We start from the raw sequence: 16,233 nt of genomic DNA, 5'->3' as shown, positions 1-16,233 counted from the left end.
TAAAGTGCCTACCGATGAAACTATAAAGCTTGTTTCGTTATAAGGATTTCCAAAAAAAATCTCTCCGCCTTTTCTATGAATGTATTAGAAAAAGGGAGAGTTCATGCCTATTTTATTAAAAAAACAGGCTCTTTGTTTTCAACTTTATAAGGAACAGAATAGACTGGTACAAAAAAGGAATGTTCTGCTAGCAGATGGCGGATATCTTCGTGCTTGTCCAACTCATCATTATAGCTCTCGATCGCAGGCTTTAAGTCTTTTCTATAATCTATAAAAATTTTCGCATCGCCGTTTACCATCATAGGCAATTTCTTACCTGTAAAAGGACTGGTAACGAAAGGATCCTTTTTAAATCCTAATTTTTTATAATCAAGCGTGTATCTTCCTTGTTCCTCAATCTTCTTAAACGGCGGATAACGGTGTTTATCCATATAGATGTTTAACGCAACCTGTACATCCTGAACTTTATCAGTTAAAACAAGATCTGCCAGTTTAACAGTTGGTTTTGTTTCGACATCTATCAGTACATATTGAAATGTTCCGCCTTTTTCATAAGAATTGCCTGGCGGTTCCTGCATATATTTTGGAATGAGTTTATTAAAATCGATTAAATATTTTTGATAGATATCTGTGTCTGCTTCTTTTGTTTTAATAGGCAATACACCAGTATCTTTCTGAAAGTTGTCAACCGCTGTCTGTACAGCTGTGATCTGATCCTGATAAGGCATGCGGTTTTGCAGCTTTCGTTCTTCAGGATAGAGACATCCTGAGAGAGTAAAAAGGATAAGCAGTAAAGGAATCAGCCATTTTTTTTGCAAATTGATCTCCTCCTCTACCCTTGTACTGGCCCGCTAAAAACGACGATTATAATTAGTATTCCAGCCACTATCATACAGATCCAGGCGAAAAAAGAAACGATTCCCCGAATAACACCAGATAGTTTAGAACGGCTGAACATGATTGAAAAAACTGCAATAAACATTAGACCGATGGCCGCTAATGCCACCCACATTTTCAATAAACCTTCACTCATATGTATCCTCCTTGTCCACAGCGTACATTATAGCATAATTTGTTCAATTTCTTTAAAATTCATTTCGTATAGATATAAAACTGGTTTGATCTCATACACTCGTAATAGTCAGTTGACATAACCCTTGCTTAGAATGCCGTTTCTCCTATTGAAACTGCATTATGCAAGATACCCCTTAGATACCCCTGCAGGTAGTAGAACGAGAATTCCCACGGTAACATACCTTAATCCCACGTTTGTTCATTTTTTTCTCACGTTAATTAAATTAATCCCACGTAAAATGAAAAATAACCACGAACCGACACATCCTGACAATTTCTGCATATATGATACCCTTCACCTTATGGTCAAACGACAAAAAAACACCCGGCTCTGACCGGGTGTTTGACTAAATACTCCCTTAATTACGTTCAGTAACTTATCAAACAGACGCAGAATTAACTGTTAACAGCTTCACTGCTGCCGCCTATTTTCCATCGAACATTTTAGATAGAGTTGCCAGGTCTAGAGGGATGTTATTATTCAAAACAGCCTGAACGATCTGGTCTTCTTTCTGTTTCGTGACAGCTACCCCAGCCATAGAAGATACTTGGGAAATCAGCATTCGAATCGTGCGCTCATCACGTAAATTAGAACCGCTTACGGATTGTGCAAGTTTAAAAATATCGTCCTTTTTAACACTCGTTTTTTTCTCGATCTTGTCAAAAAATTGTTGTTCACGTTCCACCTGAAGTCCTCCTCCCACTTCCTTTTCATCCCTATCGTATGCAGCATTGCAAGAAGGGTGAAAAGAAAAAAGGCGATTGCCTAAATTTATTTAGACACCCGCCTATTCAGACTAGCTTTTTAAGGATGAAACATCCTCAACTTCATGTGTGCGTGAGCGCTGCATCAGCTCATCAACAGCTTGCTTTGCGCCTTTATTGTTGAAGAGAACATCGTAAAGGACTTGTGTGATCGGCATTTCAACTTGCTCCCTCTTGCTTAATTCGAAAGCCGCTTGGGTGGTTCTGACTCCTTCAACGACCATTCCCATATTATCTAGGACATCATCGAGTGCCATCCCTTTTCCAAGCATATTCCCTGCACGCCAGTTTCTGCTATGTACACTCGTACAAGTTACAATTAAATCGCCAATGCCCGTTAAACCTGAAAAAGTAAGAGGATTAGCTCCCATATGCGTTCCGAGCCGTGCAATTTCCGCAAGTCCTCTGGTGATTAATGCTGCCTTAGCGTTATCTCCGTATCCTAATCCATCAGATAGACCTGCCCCTAAAGCGATAATATTCTTTAGTGCACCGCCAAGCTCAACACCGATTACATCAGGGTTTGTGTAGACACGGAAATTTTGGTTAATAAACAAATCTTGGACTTTTTCTGATGCTTCTACCTTTTCAGAAGAAACAGTAACAGTCGTTGGCTGTCTTAAAGATACTTCCTCTGCATGGCTTGGGCCGGAAAGCACAACCACTGCTTCTAGAAGCGACGAAGGCAGCTCCTCTTGAATGATCTCTGAAATTCTCTTATATGTACCAGGTTCAATACCTTTGCTCGCATGAACAATCGTGACTTTTCGAGTTAATGAATTCTTCAGCTGGCCGAGAACATCCCTCATCGCTTTTGTAGGGGTAACGAGAACGATGATATCTGCACCTTCTATACATTCTTCAAGCTTTACAGAAGCATTTATGCTATTCGGAAGCTCAATGCCAGGCAAGTATTTCTCGTTGCGATGCTCTTCGTTAATTTCGGATACTTGTTCTTCTCTCCGTCCCCACAAGCGGACATTGTGACCATTATCAGCTAATACGATAGCAAGAGCTGTTCCCCAGCTTCCAGCACCTAATACAGCAACGTTATCCATATATGTCACACTCCAAATTATTAAATTTTGCGTTCGGTCCCTTTTATCAGCCTTTGTATGTTTCCCCTATGACGCCAGATTGAAACAGCAGAGATACAGCCTCCCGTTAAAATCGCAATAATTGGCAGGCTGTATTGATATAGCATGAAGAAAGGTGTAAGGATTAAAAAAACGATTGATCCTAAAGAAACAAACCGGCTTATCCAAATCGTAAGAATAGCAATTATACCTGCTATTAGAGATGGGAAGAAAGATATAGCTGCAAAAACACCGATTGTTGTTGCAACTCCCTTTCCTCCCTTGAATCCAAAAAAGACTGGATAATTATGACCAATTACAGCTGCAAAACCGCACAGTATTGCGATGTTTGGACTAAATCCTAGCCATAAAGGTACAAAAACAGACAATATCCCTTTCAAACTGTCTAAAAGAAGGACAGCAATGGCAGGTCCCTTTCCAAGCACTCTTAATGTGTTGGTGGCACCTGCATTGCCGCTTCCATGGTTCCTGATATCTTCATTTTTCAACAGCTTTGTAAGCAAATAACTAAAGCTGATAGAACCTAAACAATAAGATAATAAGATGAGGAGGATCCACATCATACTATTACCTTAATCATTTTTCTTTCTTGCAAAAATTTTGATTGGTGTACCTACAAATCCGAATGTTTCACGAATCCTGTTCTCTAAAAATCTCTTATAAGAGAAGTGAAAAAGCTCAGGATCATTAACGAAAATAACAAATGTAGGCGGTTTAGAAGCTACTTGAGTTGCATAGTTTATCTTTAACCGTTTTCCATTATCCATTGGTGCAGGATTCATCGCAACTGCATCCATGATAACCTCATTCAAAATATTTGTTTGAACTCTTAATGAATGGTTTTCAGCAACCTGATTAATCACCGGGAACAAATGATGAAGTCTCTGTTTAGTTAATGCAGATACGAAAACGATCGGTGCATATGATAAGTAGAGGAAATGATCACGAATCTTCTGCTCGAATTTTTGCATCGTTTTATCATCTTTTTCGATGGCATCCCATTTATTCACTACGATAACGACCGCTTTTCCTGCTTCATGAGCAAACCCAGCGACTTTTTTATCCTGCTCGATGATACCTTCTTCTGCATCAATGACCATCAAGACGACATCTGAACGTTCAATTGCTTTCATCGCTCGCATAACGCTGTATTTTTCAGTAGTCTCGTATACTTTTCCGCGCTTGCGCATTCCTGCTGTATCGATAATTACATACTTTTGATCTTCCTTCTCGAAGCTTGAGTCAATAGCATCACGAGTTGTACCTGCAATGTTGCTTACGATTACGCGCTCTTTCCCTAAAATCGCGTTTACTAAAGAAGATTTACCAACATTTGGTCTTCCGATTAAGGAGAAATAGATCGTATCATCGTCTTTTTCTTCTTCAACCGTTTCAGGAAAATGACTGATAACTTGATCCAAAAGATCTCCAAGTCCGATTCCATGAGTACCAGACACTCCGATGGGTTCACCCATTCCTAGGCTGTAAAATTCATATAACAATTCTTTTCTTTCCGGATTATCAATTTTGTTCACACCTAAAACAACAGGCTTTTTTGAACGAAAAAGCATTTTAGCTACTTCTTCATCAGCCGCTGTAATACCATTCATACCATCTACTAAGAACAAGATAACGTCGGCTTCTTCAATAGCCAGTTCTGCTTGTTCCTTCATCTGGCTCATGAACGGTGCATCACTGATTTCTATTCCGCCTGTATCGATTAAGTTAAATTCGGTATTCAGCCATTCCGCTGAACTATAGATGCGGTCACGGGTAACACCTGGCATATCTTCTACAATGGATATGCGGTCTCCGGCAATTCTGTTAAATATAGTAGATTTCCCTACATTTGGTCTTCCTACTATGGCTAAAACTGGTTTAGTCATGTTGACACTTCCCTTTTTTCCTGATCAAATCAATCATTTCTTTATGAATTCATCATTACTTTGTTAAGTTGCAATAAAATTAGACAAGTCCACTTATTTTAGCAAATTCTTGATAGCTTAGACAACTTAATAATAATAGGTTTCCATTATATCGGCTTTGCTGGATTAACCTTTTTATAAGAGACACGCCTTAATTTTTTGAACATATCTACCAATATTACCATACAAAACAGAATCATTGTAGTTGAAGCGAGCAAATCCAATACAAACAAAGAACCTATTTCTAAGTATCCGGTAAGCCTGAAGATCAATAACTGATATAAAGAATCTCCAATAAAAATACCAATTAAGGGAATATAGAATAAATCGATATTTCTTTTTGAAATAAGAAACAGCACAGCTGCAAGAAAGATAATCAGCAAATACTTTTTATCGATAAACAGTTTAGCAGGATCATAAAGTGCAAAAATCTGAAGAACTGCATAGCTTACACCTATAATAAAACTTACAGTTAAAAAATAGTGAAGCTCACCTGTACTTCGAATAACATGGACAAGCCCGATAATTAAAAAGTAGAGAAAAGCTGCATTAACAGTTCCCAATGTAAAAGGAATATTATAACCTGACATGACTATCCCTGGCAGCAAAATGAAAATCACTGCATTTCTAAATGGATTTTTTTTAATTAAAAAGGTTGTTACAACCCAACCGATCCACATGAACCAATAAAAAAGTATGCCATCATTCATGAATTTCACCTCGATAGCATTATGCCACTTTCTTCACGTGCTTAATCGCAGAAAAAAAGCCCCCGATGATAATCGGGAGCTTTCAATAAAAATCACTTGTATTCTTTTAGCTGATCGCCAATCATTTCAGCTAACGAAAATCCTTTTTCTTCTTTCGGAAGGTTTTGTTTAAGATTTTCTTTATCTTTTTCATCTTGAACGGCTTTCATACTTAAGCTCATTCTTTTTTCTTTGCTGTTTACATCAAGTACTTTTACAGATACTTGCTGTCCTTCTTTAACAACTTCACTCGGGTTGCCGATATGGCGGTTTGCCATCTCTGAAATGTGCACAAGGCCTTCAATCCCAGGTGCCACTTCAACAAATGCACCAAAAGCAACGATTCGTTTTACTGTACCTTCAATGACACTTCCGGGTGTAATAGAAGAACTAGCTTCTTCCCACGGTCCAGGCTGTGTTTCTTTAATTGATAGCGAGATTCTGTCATTATCGCGGTCTACAGAAAGAACTTTCACTTTAACTGTTTGGCCTTCACTTAATACTTCAGAAGGGTTATCTACACGATTATGAGAAAGCTGAGATACGTGAACTAATCCGTCGACGCCTCCAATATCAACAAAGGCTCCAAAGTCCGTAAGACGCTGAACTTTACCTTCAATAATTTCTCCTGGAGCGAGGCGGTCTAAAATCTCCTGCTTTCTTCCCGCTTCTTCCTCTTCAGTTACGGCACGGTGTGATAATATTACACGCCCTTTTTCAGTATCAAGCTCAACAATTTTAACCGAAAGCTTCTTGCCTTTATAATCTGAAAAGTCCTCTACAAAATGTGATTCAACCATTGAGGCAGGAATAAATGCGCGTACTCCTAAATCTACAACAAGACCGCCTTTTACTACTTCGTGAACTGTAACTTCAAACGTTTCTTTCGCTTCGTATTTTTCTTGAAGCTCAGACCAGGATTTTTCACTGTCAACCGCTTTTTTTGAAACAAGCAGTTTGTCCTCTGTATGAGAAAGCACTTTAACAGTGATTTGATCTCCTTCATTTAATACATCACTTACCTTTTCAATAAAAAGACTTGAAACCTCATTAATCGGCAAAAATGCGTCTTGTTTAGCGCTGATATCAACTAACGCATGTTTGTCTTCTACTTTCAGAACCGTACCTTTTACGATTTCGCCTGTTTCAGCTTGAGTAGCATTTGTTAAACTTGTGCTCATTTCCTCTGTCATGTTCGTGGCCTCCTCAAAAAATTAAAAAATAATTTATTGAACTTTCACTTTGAAAGAACATTAACATTGTAAAGAACAAACCTATTCGTTATCTTTTTTCAACTGTGCTATATGATTCATTATAAGCTCTGTAGCTTCTTTTGCGGAAGCTTTTTGCTCGCGTAAATGTGTAAAGTCAATCGGCTTGCCAAAGATAATTTTCAAACTTTTTCCTTTTTTATACTGACCGACAATTGCACAAGGGACGATATGAGCTTCAGATTTAAGCGCAAAGAACCCTGCACCCGCCAAACCTTCGCCGATCTCACCTGTTTTGCTTCTGGTCCCTTCTGGGAAAAGGCCGACTACCTTTCCTTCTTTTAAAAGGTTCATACCTGTTTTTAAAGCTGTCTTATCGCTCATTCCCCTTTTTACAGGAAACGCGTTAATTTTAGGCAAAACATGTTTCAATACTGGCACCGAAAAGAGTTCTGCTTTCGCCATGAAGTGAACATCCCTTGGTGAAGCAACACCAACAAGTGGGGGATCATAATTGTGAATATGATTCGTACAGAGCAATACCCCGCCAGTATCTGGCATATTTTCCGCCCCGATTATTTCAGGTTTAAATGAACTCTTAAAATAAGTACCGCAAAGCCATTTTCCGAAAGAATAAAGCTTCATAATTAGCGTGCCCTTTCCTCTGCAAAATTAAGAATGCTTGAGACTACTTCTTCGATGGTCATGCTAGTTGTATCCAGTTCAATAGCATCTTCTGCTTTTCTTAATGGAGCAGCTTCTCTTTCGCTGTCTCTTTTGTCCCGAAGTGAAATTTCACTTTTTAACAATTCAAAATCTGCCGGGAATCCTTTTGCAAGATTTTCTTCATATCTTCTTCGAGCGCGTTCATCTACTGACGCGATCAAGAAGATTTTCAGTTCAGCATTTGGCATCACATGTGTACCGATATCCCGGCCATCCATGACTACTCCGCCTGATTCGGCAAGCTGCTGCTGTCTTTTCACCATTTCAATCCGTACTTCTTTTTGCCGTGCAACAAAAGAAACATTATTTGTTACTTCTGCTGACCTGATTGCTTCTGATACGTCCTTTCCATCAAGATACACTGCTTGACCTGTTTCGATTTTCACCAATTCGATCTTTGTTGTCTGAAGAACTGATTCAAGAGCGATTCCATCATTTAAGTCCGCCCCTAACGAAAGAGCTTTATAAGTTAATGCCCTGTACATGGCACCAGTGTCAATATAAATAAAAGAAAGTCGCTCAGCTACTTGCTTTGCTACCGTGCTTTTTCCTGCACCTGCAGGACCATCAATAGCAATCGATAATAATTTTTTCATGTTTCCTCCTACCCCATACCTATGACAATGAATACATAACAATAAAAGCAGGTAAACTTTCCCCTGCTTTTTCTGTACATAATCTAAAAATGACAGATTAATTCTATATCTATCTTATCACAATTCCTGCTTAACGGTCTATCGTTTCCAAGGCAGGTTCTCTTTCCCCTTTTATGACTCCTTCATAATGAATGCTTTTATTCGTGTACATCTTAAACGAAGGAATCTCTAGAAAAACTTGTGCGATCAATAATAATATAAAATGAGCAATAGCAAGCTGAATTAATAACTTTTCTAGTCTTTTAATCTTCGTCACCTTCTTTTCGGGAGTATTATTCCCCAAAAAAAGATAGCTATTCTAGATGGTTGTTTCCTTTTTTTTCATTAAAAGCTGTTGTTCAAAACAGAATCTTATAATATGCTGTCTTGATTTTTGATCAATCGATTCGAACTGAAGCGGTGCTCTTTGTCTATCCTTCGCATGTCCATCTAAGATCCTCAACACTTTACAATGAAGATCCAGGTAAATTTTCTCACCTGATTGCATAGGAAGAACTGTTAAACATTCCAGTATATCTCCTTTTGACACATTATGTTTTACCGGCAAAGATAAAAGCATTCCCCCAGCACTAAGGTCAAGCACGACAGAATTAAATGGAGGGTAAGAATCATCCATATTTCTCACCGCTGTATCCAATAATGTTTCAACACGGACAAATTCTCTTCGCTGAATCTTATGTATTTCTTCCTCTTTCGGTGAGGCAATGATTAATACTGGAATCTTCTCGATCTTCCTGCCAAGCAGTTCAGTGCGAAATGTAAAAACATTCTTTTCCTTGTCCACAAATGATGCTTTAAACTGGGTGCCATCAAAAAAATATTCTGTACGATTTGTTTTTTCATTACTTGGATAATCGATATAAATGCGATCATCTTTCACTTCACAAATTTTGCACCTGTATTTATCCTTTTTATCTGAAAATAACGGTTGCAAATATAACGGTTCCCCTACAGCAATCATAAAATCTTCCCCCAAAAATTGCGTTTCTGTAGCCTTTACCTTATTATGACAGTTATTTAAAAAAAGAAAAAGCAAAATTTCAAAAAGCGAAATTTTGCTTGTTTTATGCTTTTCTAAAAGATAGTTGGGACAGAGAGATTTTTAAGAAATTCTTCATCGATAGTAAATTGGAGCGAGGGCGAGACCATTCGATGTCGCAAGGTGACGAATTGGCTCACCGCACACCATGCGGAAAGCGAGTCTCATCGAGAGCAACAAAGCTTACGAAAACAGCATTTTATTTAGATCTCATTATAAGAAGGTTCTGCTTCTTTCAGCTTTTTAACTTCTTCTTCGTTTCCGTTCTCTGCATTGATGAACACTTGATATGTTTCATTTCCGAGTACCCCAAGGAATTCATAGCAGAAAACCTCTTCATTAATATCATTTCTAATCAAAGCCCTGCTTACTTCCTTTACTTCAAACTTCGGATTCAGATTAGTTCTTGCTTCTTTCTCCGTAATTTTGAATTCTGGAATACGTCTATCCTGATGAGCCAGCAGGAAGTCAGTACCTTCATAACCCATAATATCACCGTTATCGAGGGCGACTTTTACAGTAACCACTTCTGGATAGATTCGAACATCATCTTCAAGCCTTGCATAGGTGAATACAGCAATATTGTCATATTGATCACTCGATACCATTTCCATCTTGCTCTCCATGTGTTTTTTTAAGAAGTCTTCAGCCTGGAACATGGCATCATTCAGTGATATTTTCGGCTTGCCTACACTGCGGTCATAGAGCACATAAAGCGGGTAACCGCCTTTCTGTGTAATGTCCATATAAGTTGTACCTTTAGTGTCTGGGTTGTAAAGAGTTAGTGAATAGGCATCGTATTTCGCATCTTTACCTGATTTTTCAACTGTTATCTTTACATTTTTCTTAAGATCGAAAAACTCGATAGCAATCTTTTTAGCTTCTTCTTTCGTAATCTTTTTTCCTTTTAACTGGCTTAGATCACGGTTTTTCATCTTCATCATGTTGGATACTTCAGGACCGAAATTCACTTCTGAATATCCTTCAACATTCTTATCTACAGTTTTAAAACCATCGATTATCGTATTATCTTCCTGCGTCTTATTTGTTGCCAGTGCCATCTCTACATCCATCCAGCGGAGATTGTTTTTTTGAGCCAATGATTCTGTTCTTCGCAGTTCATTCTGTATTTCTTTTGCGTTAGCGTACAAGTCCTTCAAAGTCTTATATTCTTTATCAGATAATGGATTTTTATCTAGATCTCGAACTGCTGTTCTGTAACTGAATTCTCCCATTTTAGCTAAGAATTCTTCTGTTTTATTGAATGGAAGCAGCGCTAATGGGAGCTGTCCTACATCATTATGAGCTTCAGATGTTAATCTCCAAACTTGAGCTAATGCAGGTGAAAGCTGATTTCTGGAGTTCATAGCCAGCGTTTCTCCAATCTTGTCATGAAGTGAATCAACATGGAAATTCAGATCATGGAAAGCCCGCTGATAGTTATTTTCTGCCTGCAGAAGAATAGCATTCTTTTCTTGGTGCTCTGTATAGCCCCAATATCCTGTCCCTGCTACAGCAACGAACAACAGTGCAATAAGGATTGTGCGTATCATTATATGTTCACCCCTTTATTAGTTACAAAAAATGTGCTTTCCGATTTTCTTGATTTGAGGACGTCCCCAGATCCAGCCTGAAGTTGCTGTATCAGGGTTAAAGTAATAAATGGCTTCACCCGTTGGATCCCAGCCATTTAAAGCGTCCATTACAGCTTTTTTGGCCTGTTTATTAGGGGTTAGGTAAATTTGTCCGTCAGCAACTGCTGTAAAAGCTCCGGGTTCAAAAATAACACCAGAAACAGTGTTTGGAAAAGCTGAATCTTCAACACGGTTAATGATTACAGCTGCTACTGCTACTTGTCCGATGTAAGGTTCACCGCGTGCTTCGCCATAAACAGCATTTGACATTAAAGCAATGTCATTTTGCGAGTAGCCATCTGGGATGTTTTTAGCAGGTTTTACTTGTGCTGGTTTAGCTGTTGCTTGCCCGCCTCCAGCTTTGCCTTGTGCTGTGCCCTTCGATGTACCTTTTGCAGCCCCGCCTTTGGCACCTCCGCTTTTTGTCTGTTTGCTCTTTTGAACTCCGCCATAGTATGAAAATTTCTTGCCTGAATTAATTTGCTTATTCACCCAGGCTTTATCATACTTAGAAGCTTTCACAAGTTTTTGCTTCGTTGTCGTTCCAGCTAAGCCGTCTATATCCATACCAAATTCATATTGGAAGTTTCGTAATGCCCAATAGGTTCTCCACCCAAAAACACCGTCAATGTTTCCTGTGTAAAAGCCTAAATATTGAAGACGGGATTGAAGTTCAACAACATCGTCTCCAGTTGCTCCTTTTTGTATGACTTGGTTCGAAAACGCATGTGCATTGTTTTGACCAAATCCAGCAAATAACCCAAAACAAAGGGCGATTGCAAAAAACGCTCCCTTTATGTAAGCTGAATTTCTTTTCATGAGAAAGTTAGCCTCCTGTAATTTTAATCTCCATTTCTTGTTATACATGTATCATTTGTAATCCGGTTTTTTTTATTCAATTTCAAAGTCACAGTGTAGAAGAAAACAAAAAAAGACCGGTTAAATACCAGTCTTAGCATCAGCATTTCGATATGGGTTTAATGAAGAATTAGCAATTCTTACTTTTCTTAAAGCGAACCACCATAGGAAAATCATGAACGGGAACATATAGAAGAAGATATATTTAGTGCTTGATAGAAGCAAGGAATTAAAAATTCCATGAAGAAGAACAGGGATGATTAGAGAAAGACTTAAATAAATGACTTTTTTCTTTCCAGTAGAAAATTTCCCTTTTCCTAGATAAAAACCCATGATAACTCCAAACAGAGCATGCCCGCTTACTGGAAGAAGCGCACGAATCAATGCTTCTTCGATCCCGAACGTGTACAGATAAAAAATGTTTTCCAAGGATGCAAAGCCGAGTGATAACGCGGTTGCATAAACGATTCCATCATATGGTTCATTAAATTCTTCATGAAGGTAAGCACCATAAAAAACTAAGAACCATTTTAAAAATTCCTCGAGAGTTCCGCTGACAAAAAAAGCATCAGCAAATAAAGGGACGTCCATCTCTTCCTTAAATCCAAATTGCAGGACCATCACAGGAAAAACGAGAAGAACTCCAAATATATAGACCTTTACTACTAACGATAAAGGTTCAGTTTCATATTTATCCTTAAGGTAAAAAAATGATAATAGAGCAATAGCCGGAGCCACCGCTGCAGAAATTACAGCTAGCATGTCCTGCCTCTTTTCTACTGTTTTTTTCTATCGTAACATGATATTTTAAGAAGTGGAATAGAGAACAATAAGAACAAGGAGGGCGGCAATATTGAAAAAAATATTACTGATTCATACAGGCGGAACAATTGCAATGGAAGAGAATAAGAACACAGGCGGTGTCAACACGAAAGAGACACATCCACTTGAAGCCACAATCTCAGAACTGTCTGATATAGCCGAAATCGTGGTAAAGAACTACGTTAACCTGCCTTCTCCTCATATTACTCCTTTTCACATGCTTGAACTTGCTTCATTCATTAATGAACAGACAGAAGCAGATCAATATGATGGGCTAGTTATCACACATGGTACGGATACATTGGAAGAAACAGCTTACGTTCTTGACCTAATTTTAGAAACTCCGATCCCGGTAATCATTACTGGCGCTATGAGGTCCAGCAATGAACACGGCTCTGATGGACCTTATAATCTTATTTCTTCGGTAAGAGTCGCCTGCGAACAACAATCATTAGGCAAAGGTGTTCTCGTCGTATTTAATGATGAAATCCACGCTGCAAAAAATGTGACAAAAACGCATACGAGCAATATTGCTACTTTTCAAAGCCCGCAGTATGGACCAATCGGAATCGTTACAAAAAGAGGAGTGCTCTTTCATCATACCCCTCTGCGTTCAAGCCGTTTTCAAGTAAAACAATTTTCTAAGAACGTCATATTATTAAAAGCCTATGCAGGAATGGATGGAGAATTGATAAAGGCCGCATCAAAAACTGCTGACGGTGTTGTGATCGAAGCACTTGGACAGGGAAATTTGCCCCCAGCAACTGTTCCTGCCATCCAAGAGCTCATCTCCCGTAAAATTCCTGTCGTGCTTGTGTCCAGATGCTTTAACGGTATTGCACAAGATATCTATTCATATGAAGGCGGCGGAAAACATCTTAAAGAGCTTGGTGTTGTTTTCTCAAACGGTTTAAATGGACAAAAAGCTAGACTGAAACTGATGATTGCACTTGAGCATACAAACTCACCCGAGAGATTGCAGCAGTTGTTTTTGACTTAAACTTTAACTTTAATTTTAGCGTGAATGATCGCGTGTGTTTCTGTCGAATTTTCTATAAATATCAGATTACCGTGGATTAAAACTCGATTACCGTGCATATAACATGAGTCACCGTGCATAAAAAATAAATTACCGTGCATAAAACCTTGCATGTCCAATAAAAATGAACAACCGTACGATAAGTATACCTTTGATGGACGATCTAAGATATCAACCTTGCCATAAATAAAAACCAAGAAAAGATTCTGGTTTTTATACTCAACTATTTAACAAAAAAGCCATAACCCATTTAAGGATTATTGGCTTTTTTCGCGTTTTTCAATGGTGCTGGCTATTATTTCTCCATGAAATCTTCCATTCTCGATGAAGATTTCATTTGCATTGTTGCCAGCAGCAATTACACCTGCAATAAAGAGTCCTTCAACATTTGTTTCCATCGTGTCTTCAGAGAAAAATGGCCGGCCAGTCTCAGAATCAATACTTACACCCATATTTGAGATAAAATCGTGGTCAGGATGGTATCCTGTCATTGCGAAAACTGCTTGAACTGAGAACACAGCTTCTTCTCCATCGATCTCCACAATAATTTCATCTTCATTAATCTCTTTGACACATGATTCAAACGTCATCTTGATCGTGCCTGCTTTGACACACGCTTCAAACTCAGGAAGAACCCATGGTTTGATGCTAGGCGAGTATTCACTTCCCCGATAAAAGACATGAGGACGCGCCCCTGCTTTTTGCAGTTCCAATGCAGCATCGATGGCAGAATTTTTGCCTCCGATCACAGCGACATCCAAATTATAGTAGGGATGTCCTTCATGGAAGTAGTGATAGACATGAGGCAGATCTTCTCCTTTAATATTCATTAAGTTCGGATTATCATAGTACCCAGTTGCGATAATAACGTACTTTGCTTCATAGTTCGTTTCTTCATTTTTTCGGTTCAACGTTCTTACCGAAAATGTACCTTCATTATTCTTTTCAACAGATACAGCTTTTTCTAAAGTGCGCAATTTTAAATTGTTTCTTTTTACAACTTCTCTATAATATGTCAGAGCATGAATTCTCTTTGGTTTTCTTTGTTCATGAACAAAAGGAAAACCTCCGATCTCCAGCTTTTCACTAGTGCTAAAAAACGTTTGATGCGTGGGGTAATTGTAAATGGTGTTAACCACATTTCCCTTTTCAATCACACAATATGTTATGCCCTTATTCTGAAGCGCCAACGCAGCCGCCAAGCCGCATGGTCCTCCTCCAATTATACAAACATCTACTTTCACTTTTTCACCACTCCAAAAAACACGTCATATCTTTATGTTGCCAAATAAAAAAATCTCCTATCATCATATGATAGGAGATTTAGATTTCAATTGCAAAATATTAAATCCAGCCTCTGAATCGGGAAGCCTCAGCCATCTTACGAACACCGACCATATAAGCGGCTAGTCTCATGTTAACTTTTCTGTTCATAGCTGTTGTATAAACCGTATCAAACGATTTAACCATAACTTTTTCAAGCTTCTGTTCAACTTCTTCTTCAGTCCAATAATACCCTTGGTTATTCTGAACCCATTCAAAGTAAGAAACTGTTACTCCACCAGCACTTGCTAGTACGTCAGGAACAAGGAGGACTCCTCTTTCTGATAAGATACGAGTTGCCTCAAGAGTTGTTGGTCCATTTGCAGCTTCAACTACAATTGTAGCTTTAATCTGGTGAGCATTTTTTTCTGTAATCTGATTTTCAATCGCAGCAGGTACTAAAATATCGCAATCAAGTTCTAACAGTTCTTGATTTGTTATTGTGTCTTTAAATAATTTTGTAACCGTACCAAAGCTGTCTCTGCGTTCAAGAAGATAATCGATATCAAGTCCTTCAGGGTCATGAAGACCGCCATAAGCGTCTGAAATCGCGATTACTCTCGCTCCAGCATCGTGCATGAATTTAGCAAGGAAGCTTCCTGCATTACCAAATCCTTGTACAACGACACGAGCGCCTTCAAGCTGAATACCTTTTTTTGCAGCAGCTTCTCGAATACAGATTGTAACACCTTTTGCAGTCGCTGTTTCACGTCCGTGAGATCCACCAAGTACAAGAGGTTTTCCAGTAATGAAACCTGGAGAGTCAAACTCTCTGATTCTGCTGTATTCATCCATCATCCAAGCCATGATCTGCGAATTTGTAAATACATCTGGGGCAGGTATATCTTTTGTAGGTCCTACGAGCTGACTGATAGCTCGTACATATCCGCGGCTTAATCTCTCAAGCTCTCTGAAAGACATCGTACGCGGATCACAGATGATTCCGCCTTTACCGCCGCCGTATGGCAGATCTACAATTCCTGCTTTTAAACTCATCCAAATTGATAGCGCTTTAACTTCTGTTTCTGATACATTCGGATGAAAACGAACGCCGCCCTTTGTTGGACCAACAGCATCATTGTGCTGGGCACGATATCCTGTAAAAATTTTAGTGCTTCCATCATCCATTTTAACCGGTATGCGGACAGTAAGCATACGGATTGGCTCTTTAAGCAACTCAAAAACTTCGGAAGAATATCCTAATTTATCGAGCGCATCCGCTATAACGGATTGCGTGGATTGGAGCACATTGTCATTTTCCTGATGATTGTCGGATTTTTGGTCTGTAGTATTTTGGGCTGTCATTTGTTTACCT

At 38.8% G+C, this 16,233-nt stretch carries 18 protein-coding genes; 1 reads left to right on the top strand and 17 read right to left on the bottom strand.

What is annotated here, in order from left to right; translation table 11 throughout:
- Window positions 1-107 precede the first annotated feature (107 nt).
- From UN64_RS14490 to prsW, 15 genes are all read right to left on the bottom strand, one after another.
- Window positions 108-818: a hypothetical protein gene (locus UN64_RS14490; RefSeq protein WP_077364018.1), complete on the bottom strand. Its 711-nt coding sequence runs from the start codon at window positions 816-818 to the stop codon at window positions 108-110.
- 14 nt (window positions 819-832) lie between these two features.
- On the bottom strand, window positions 833-1,033 hold the full coding sequence (locus UN64_RS14485) for a DUF2768 domain-containing protein (protein WP_077364016.1): 201 nt from the start codon (window positions 1,031-1,033) through the stop codon (window positions 833-835).
- Between the two features lie 466 nt (window positions 1,034-1,499).
- Window positions 1,500-1,760: a stage VI sporulation protein F gene (locus UN64_RS14480; protein WP_077364014.1), complete on the bottom strand. Its 261-nt coding sequence runs from the start codon at window positions 1,758-1,760 to the stop codon at window positions 1,500-1,502.
- 111 nt (window positions 1,761-1,871) lie between these two features.
- Window positions 1,872-2,897, bottom strand: a complete 1,026-nt coding sequence (locus UN64_RS14475; protein WP_077364012.1) for an NAD(P)H-dependent glycerol-3-phosphate dehydrogenase — start codon at window positions 2,895-2,897, stop codon at window positions 1,872-1,874.
- A 20-nt stretch (window positions 2,898-2,917) separates the two neighbouring features.
- On the bottom strand, window positions 2,918-3,499 hold the full coding sequence (gene plsY / locus UN64_RS14470; protein ID WP_077364010.1) for a glycerol-3-phosphate 1-O-acyltransferase PlsY: 582 nt from the start codon (window positions 3,497-3,499) through the stop codon (window positions 2,918-2,920).
- A 9-nt stretch (window positions 3,500-3,508) separates the two neighbouring features.
- Entirely contained in the window at window positions 3,509-4,822 is a 1,314-nt protein-coding gene (der, locus tag UN64_RS14465; RefSeq protein WP_077364008.1) for a ribosome biogenesis GTPase Der, read from the bottom strand.
- Window positions 4,823-4,968: 146 nt separating this feature from the next.
- Complete coding sequence (locus UN64_RS14460) at window positions 4,969-5,571, bottom strand: YphA family membrane protein (RefSeq protein WP_077364006.1); 603 nt, start codon at window positions 5,569-5,571, stop codon at window positions 4,969-4,971.
- 92 nt (window positions 5,572-5,663) lie between these two features.
- The gene (rpsA, locus tag UN64_RS14455; RefSeq protein ID WP_077364004.1) at window positions 5,664-6,803 is read right to left on the bottom strand and encodes a 30S ribosomal protein S1; all 1,140 of its coding nucleotides are present in this window, start codon (window positions 6,801-6,803) and stop codon (window positions 5,664-5,666) included.
- 81 nt (window positions 6,804-6,884) lie between these two features.
- On the bottom strand, window positions 6,885-7,466 hold the full coding sequence (locus tag UN64_RS14450) for a lysophospholipid acyltransferase family protein (RefSeq protein ID WP_077364002.1): 582 nt from the start codon (window positions 7,464-7,466) through the stop codon (window positions 6,885-6,887).
- A gap of 2 nt (window positions 7,467-7,468) precedes the next feature.
- Window positions 7,469-8,143 carry a (d)CMP kinase gene (gene cmk / locus UN64_RS14445; RefSeq protein ID WP_077364000.1) on the bottom strand — a complete coding sequence of 225 codons (675 nt, stop codon included), beginning with the start codon at window positions 8,141-8,143 and terminating at the stop codon, window positions 7,469-7,471.
- 130 nt (window positions 8,144-8,273) lie between these two features.
- Window positions 8,274-8,459: a DUF5359 family protein gene (locus tag UN64_RS14440; RefSeq protein WP_077363998.1), complete on the bottom strand. Its 186-nt coding sequence runs from the start codon at window positions 8,457-8,459 to the stop codon at window positions 8,274-8,276.
- Window positions 8,460-8,501: 42 nt separating this feature from the next.
- Entirely contained in the window at window positions 8,502-9,164 is a 663-nt protein-coding gene (locus UN64_RS14435) for a flagellar brake protein (RefSeq protein ID WP_077363996.1), read from the bottom strand.
- A 281-nt stretch (window positions 9,165-9,445) separates the two neighbouring features.
- Window positions 9,446-10,795, bottom strand: coding sequence for a germination protein YpeB (ypeB, locus tag UN64_RS14430; protein WP_077363994.1), 1,350 nt, complete (start codon window positions 10,793-10,795; stop codon window positions 9,446-9,448).
- A gap of 18 nt (window positions 10,796-10,813) precedes the next feature.
- Entirely contained in the window at window positions 10,814-11,695 is an 882-nt protein-coding gene (gene sleB, locus UN64_RS14425) for a spore cortex-lytic enzyme (RefSeq protein ID WP_077363992.1), read from the bottom strand.
- A gap of 120 nt (window positions 11,696-11,815) precedes the next feature.
- Window positions 11,816-12,496: a glutamic-type intramembrane protease PrsW gene (gene prsW, locus UN64_RS14420; RefSeq protein WP_077363990.1), complete on the bottom strand. Its 681-nt coding sequence runs from the start codon at window positions 12,494-12,496 to the stop codon at window positions 11,816-11,818.
- Window positions 12,497-12,587: 91 nt separating this feature from the next.
- Between prsW and UN64_RS14415 the strand changes: the two genes are divergently transcribed.
- Entirely contained in the window at window positions 12,588-13,556 is a 969-nt protein-coding gene (locus UN64_RS14415) for an asparaginase (RefSeq protein WP_077363988.1), read from the top strand.
- A gap of 296 nt (window positions 13,557-13,852) precedes the next feature.
- Here the strand turns inward: UN64_RS14415 and UN64_RS14410 are convergent, their stop codons facing one another.
- Window positions 13,853-14,839, bottom strand: a complete 987-nt coding sequence (locus UN64_RS14410; protein WP_077363986.1) for a YpdA family putative bacillithiol disulfide reductase — start codon at window positions 14,837-14,839, stop codon at window positions 13,853-13,855.
- 100 nt (window positions 14,840-14,939) lie between these two features.
- The gene (locus tag UN64_RS14405) at window positions 14,940-16,223 is read right to left on the bottom strand and encodes a Glu/Leu/Phe/Val family dehydrogenase (protein ID WP_077363984.1); all 1,284 of its coding nucleotides are present in this window, start codon (window positions 16,221-16,223) and stop codon (window positions 14,940-14,942) included.
- Window positions 16,224-16,233 lie beyond the last annotated feature (10 nt).

The sequence above is a fragment of the Fictibacillus arsenicus genome (assembly GCF_001999465.1).
GTDB classification, from domain to species: domain Bacteria; phylum Bacillota; class Bacilli; order Bacillales; family Fictibacillaceae; genus Fictibacillus; species Fictibacillus arsenicus.
The sequence above is the reverse complement of the archived record's forward strand: the minus strand, read 5'-3'. Positions and strand labels throughout refer to the sequence as shown.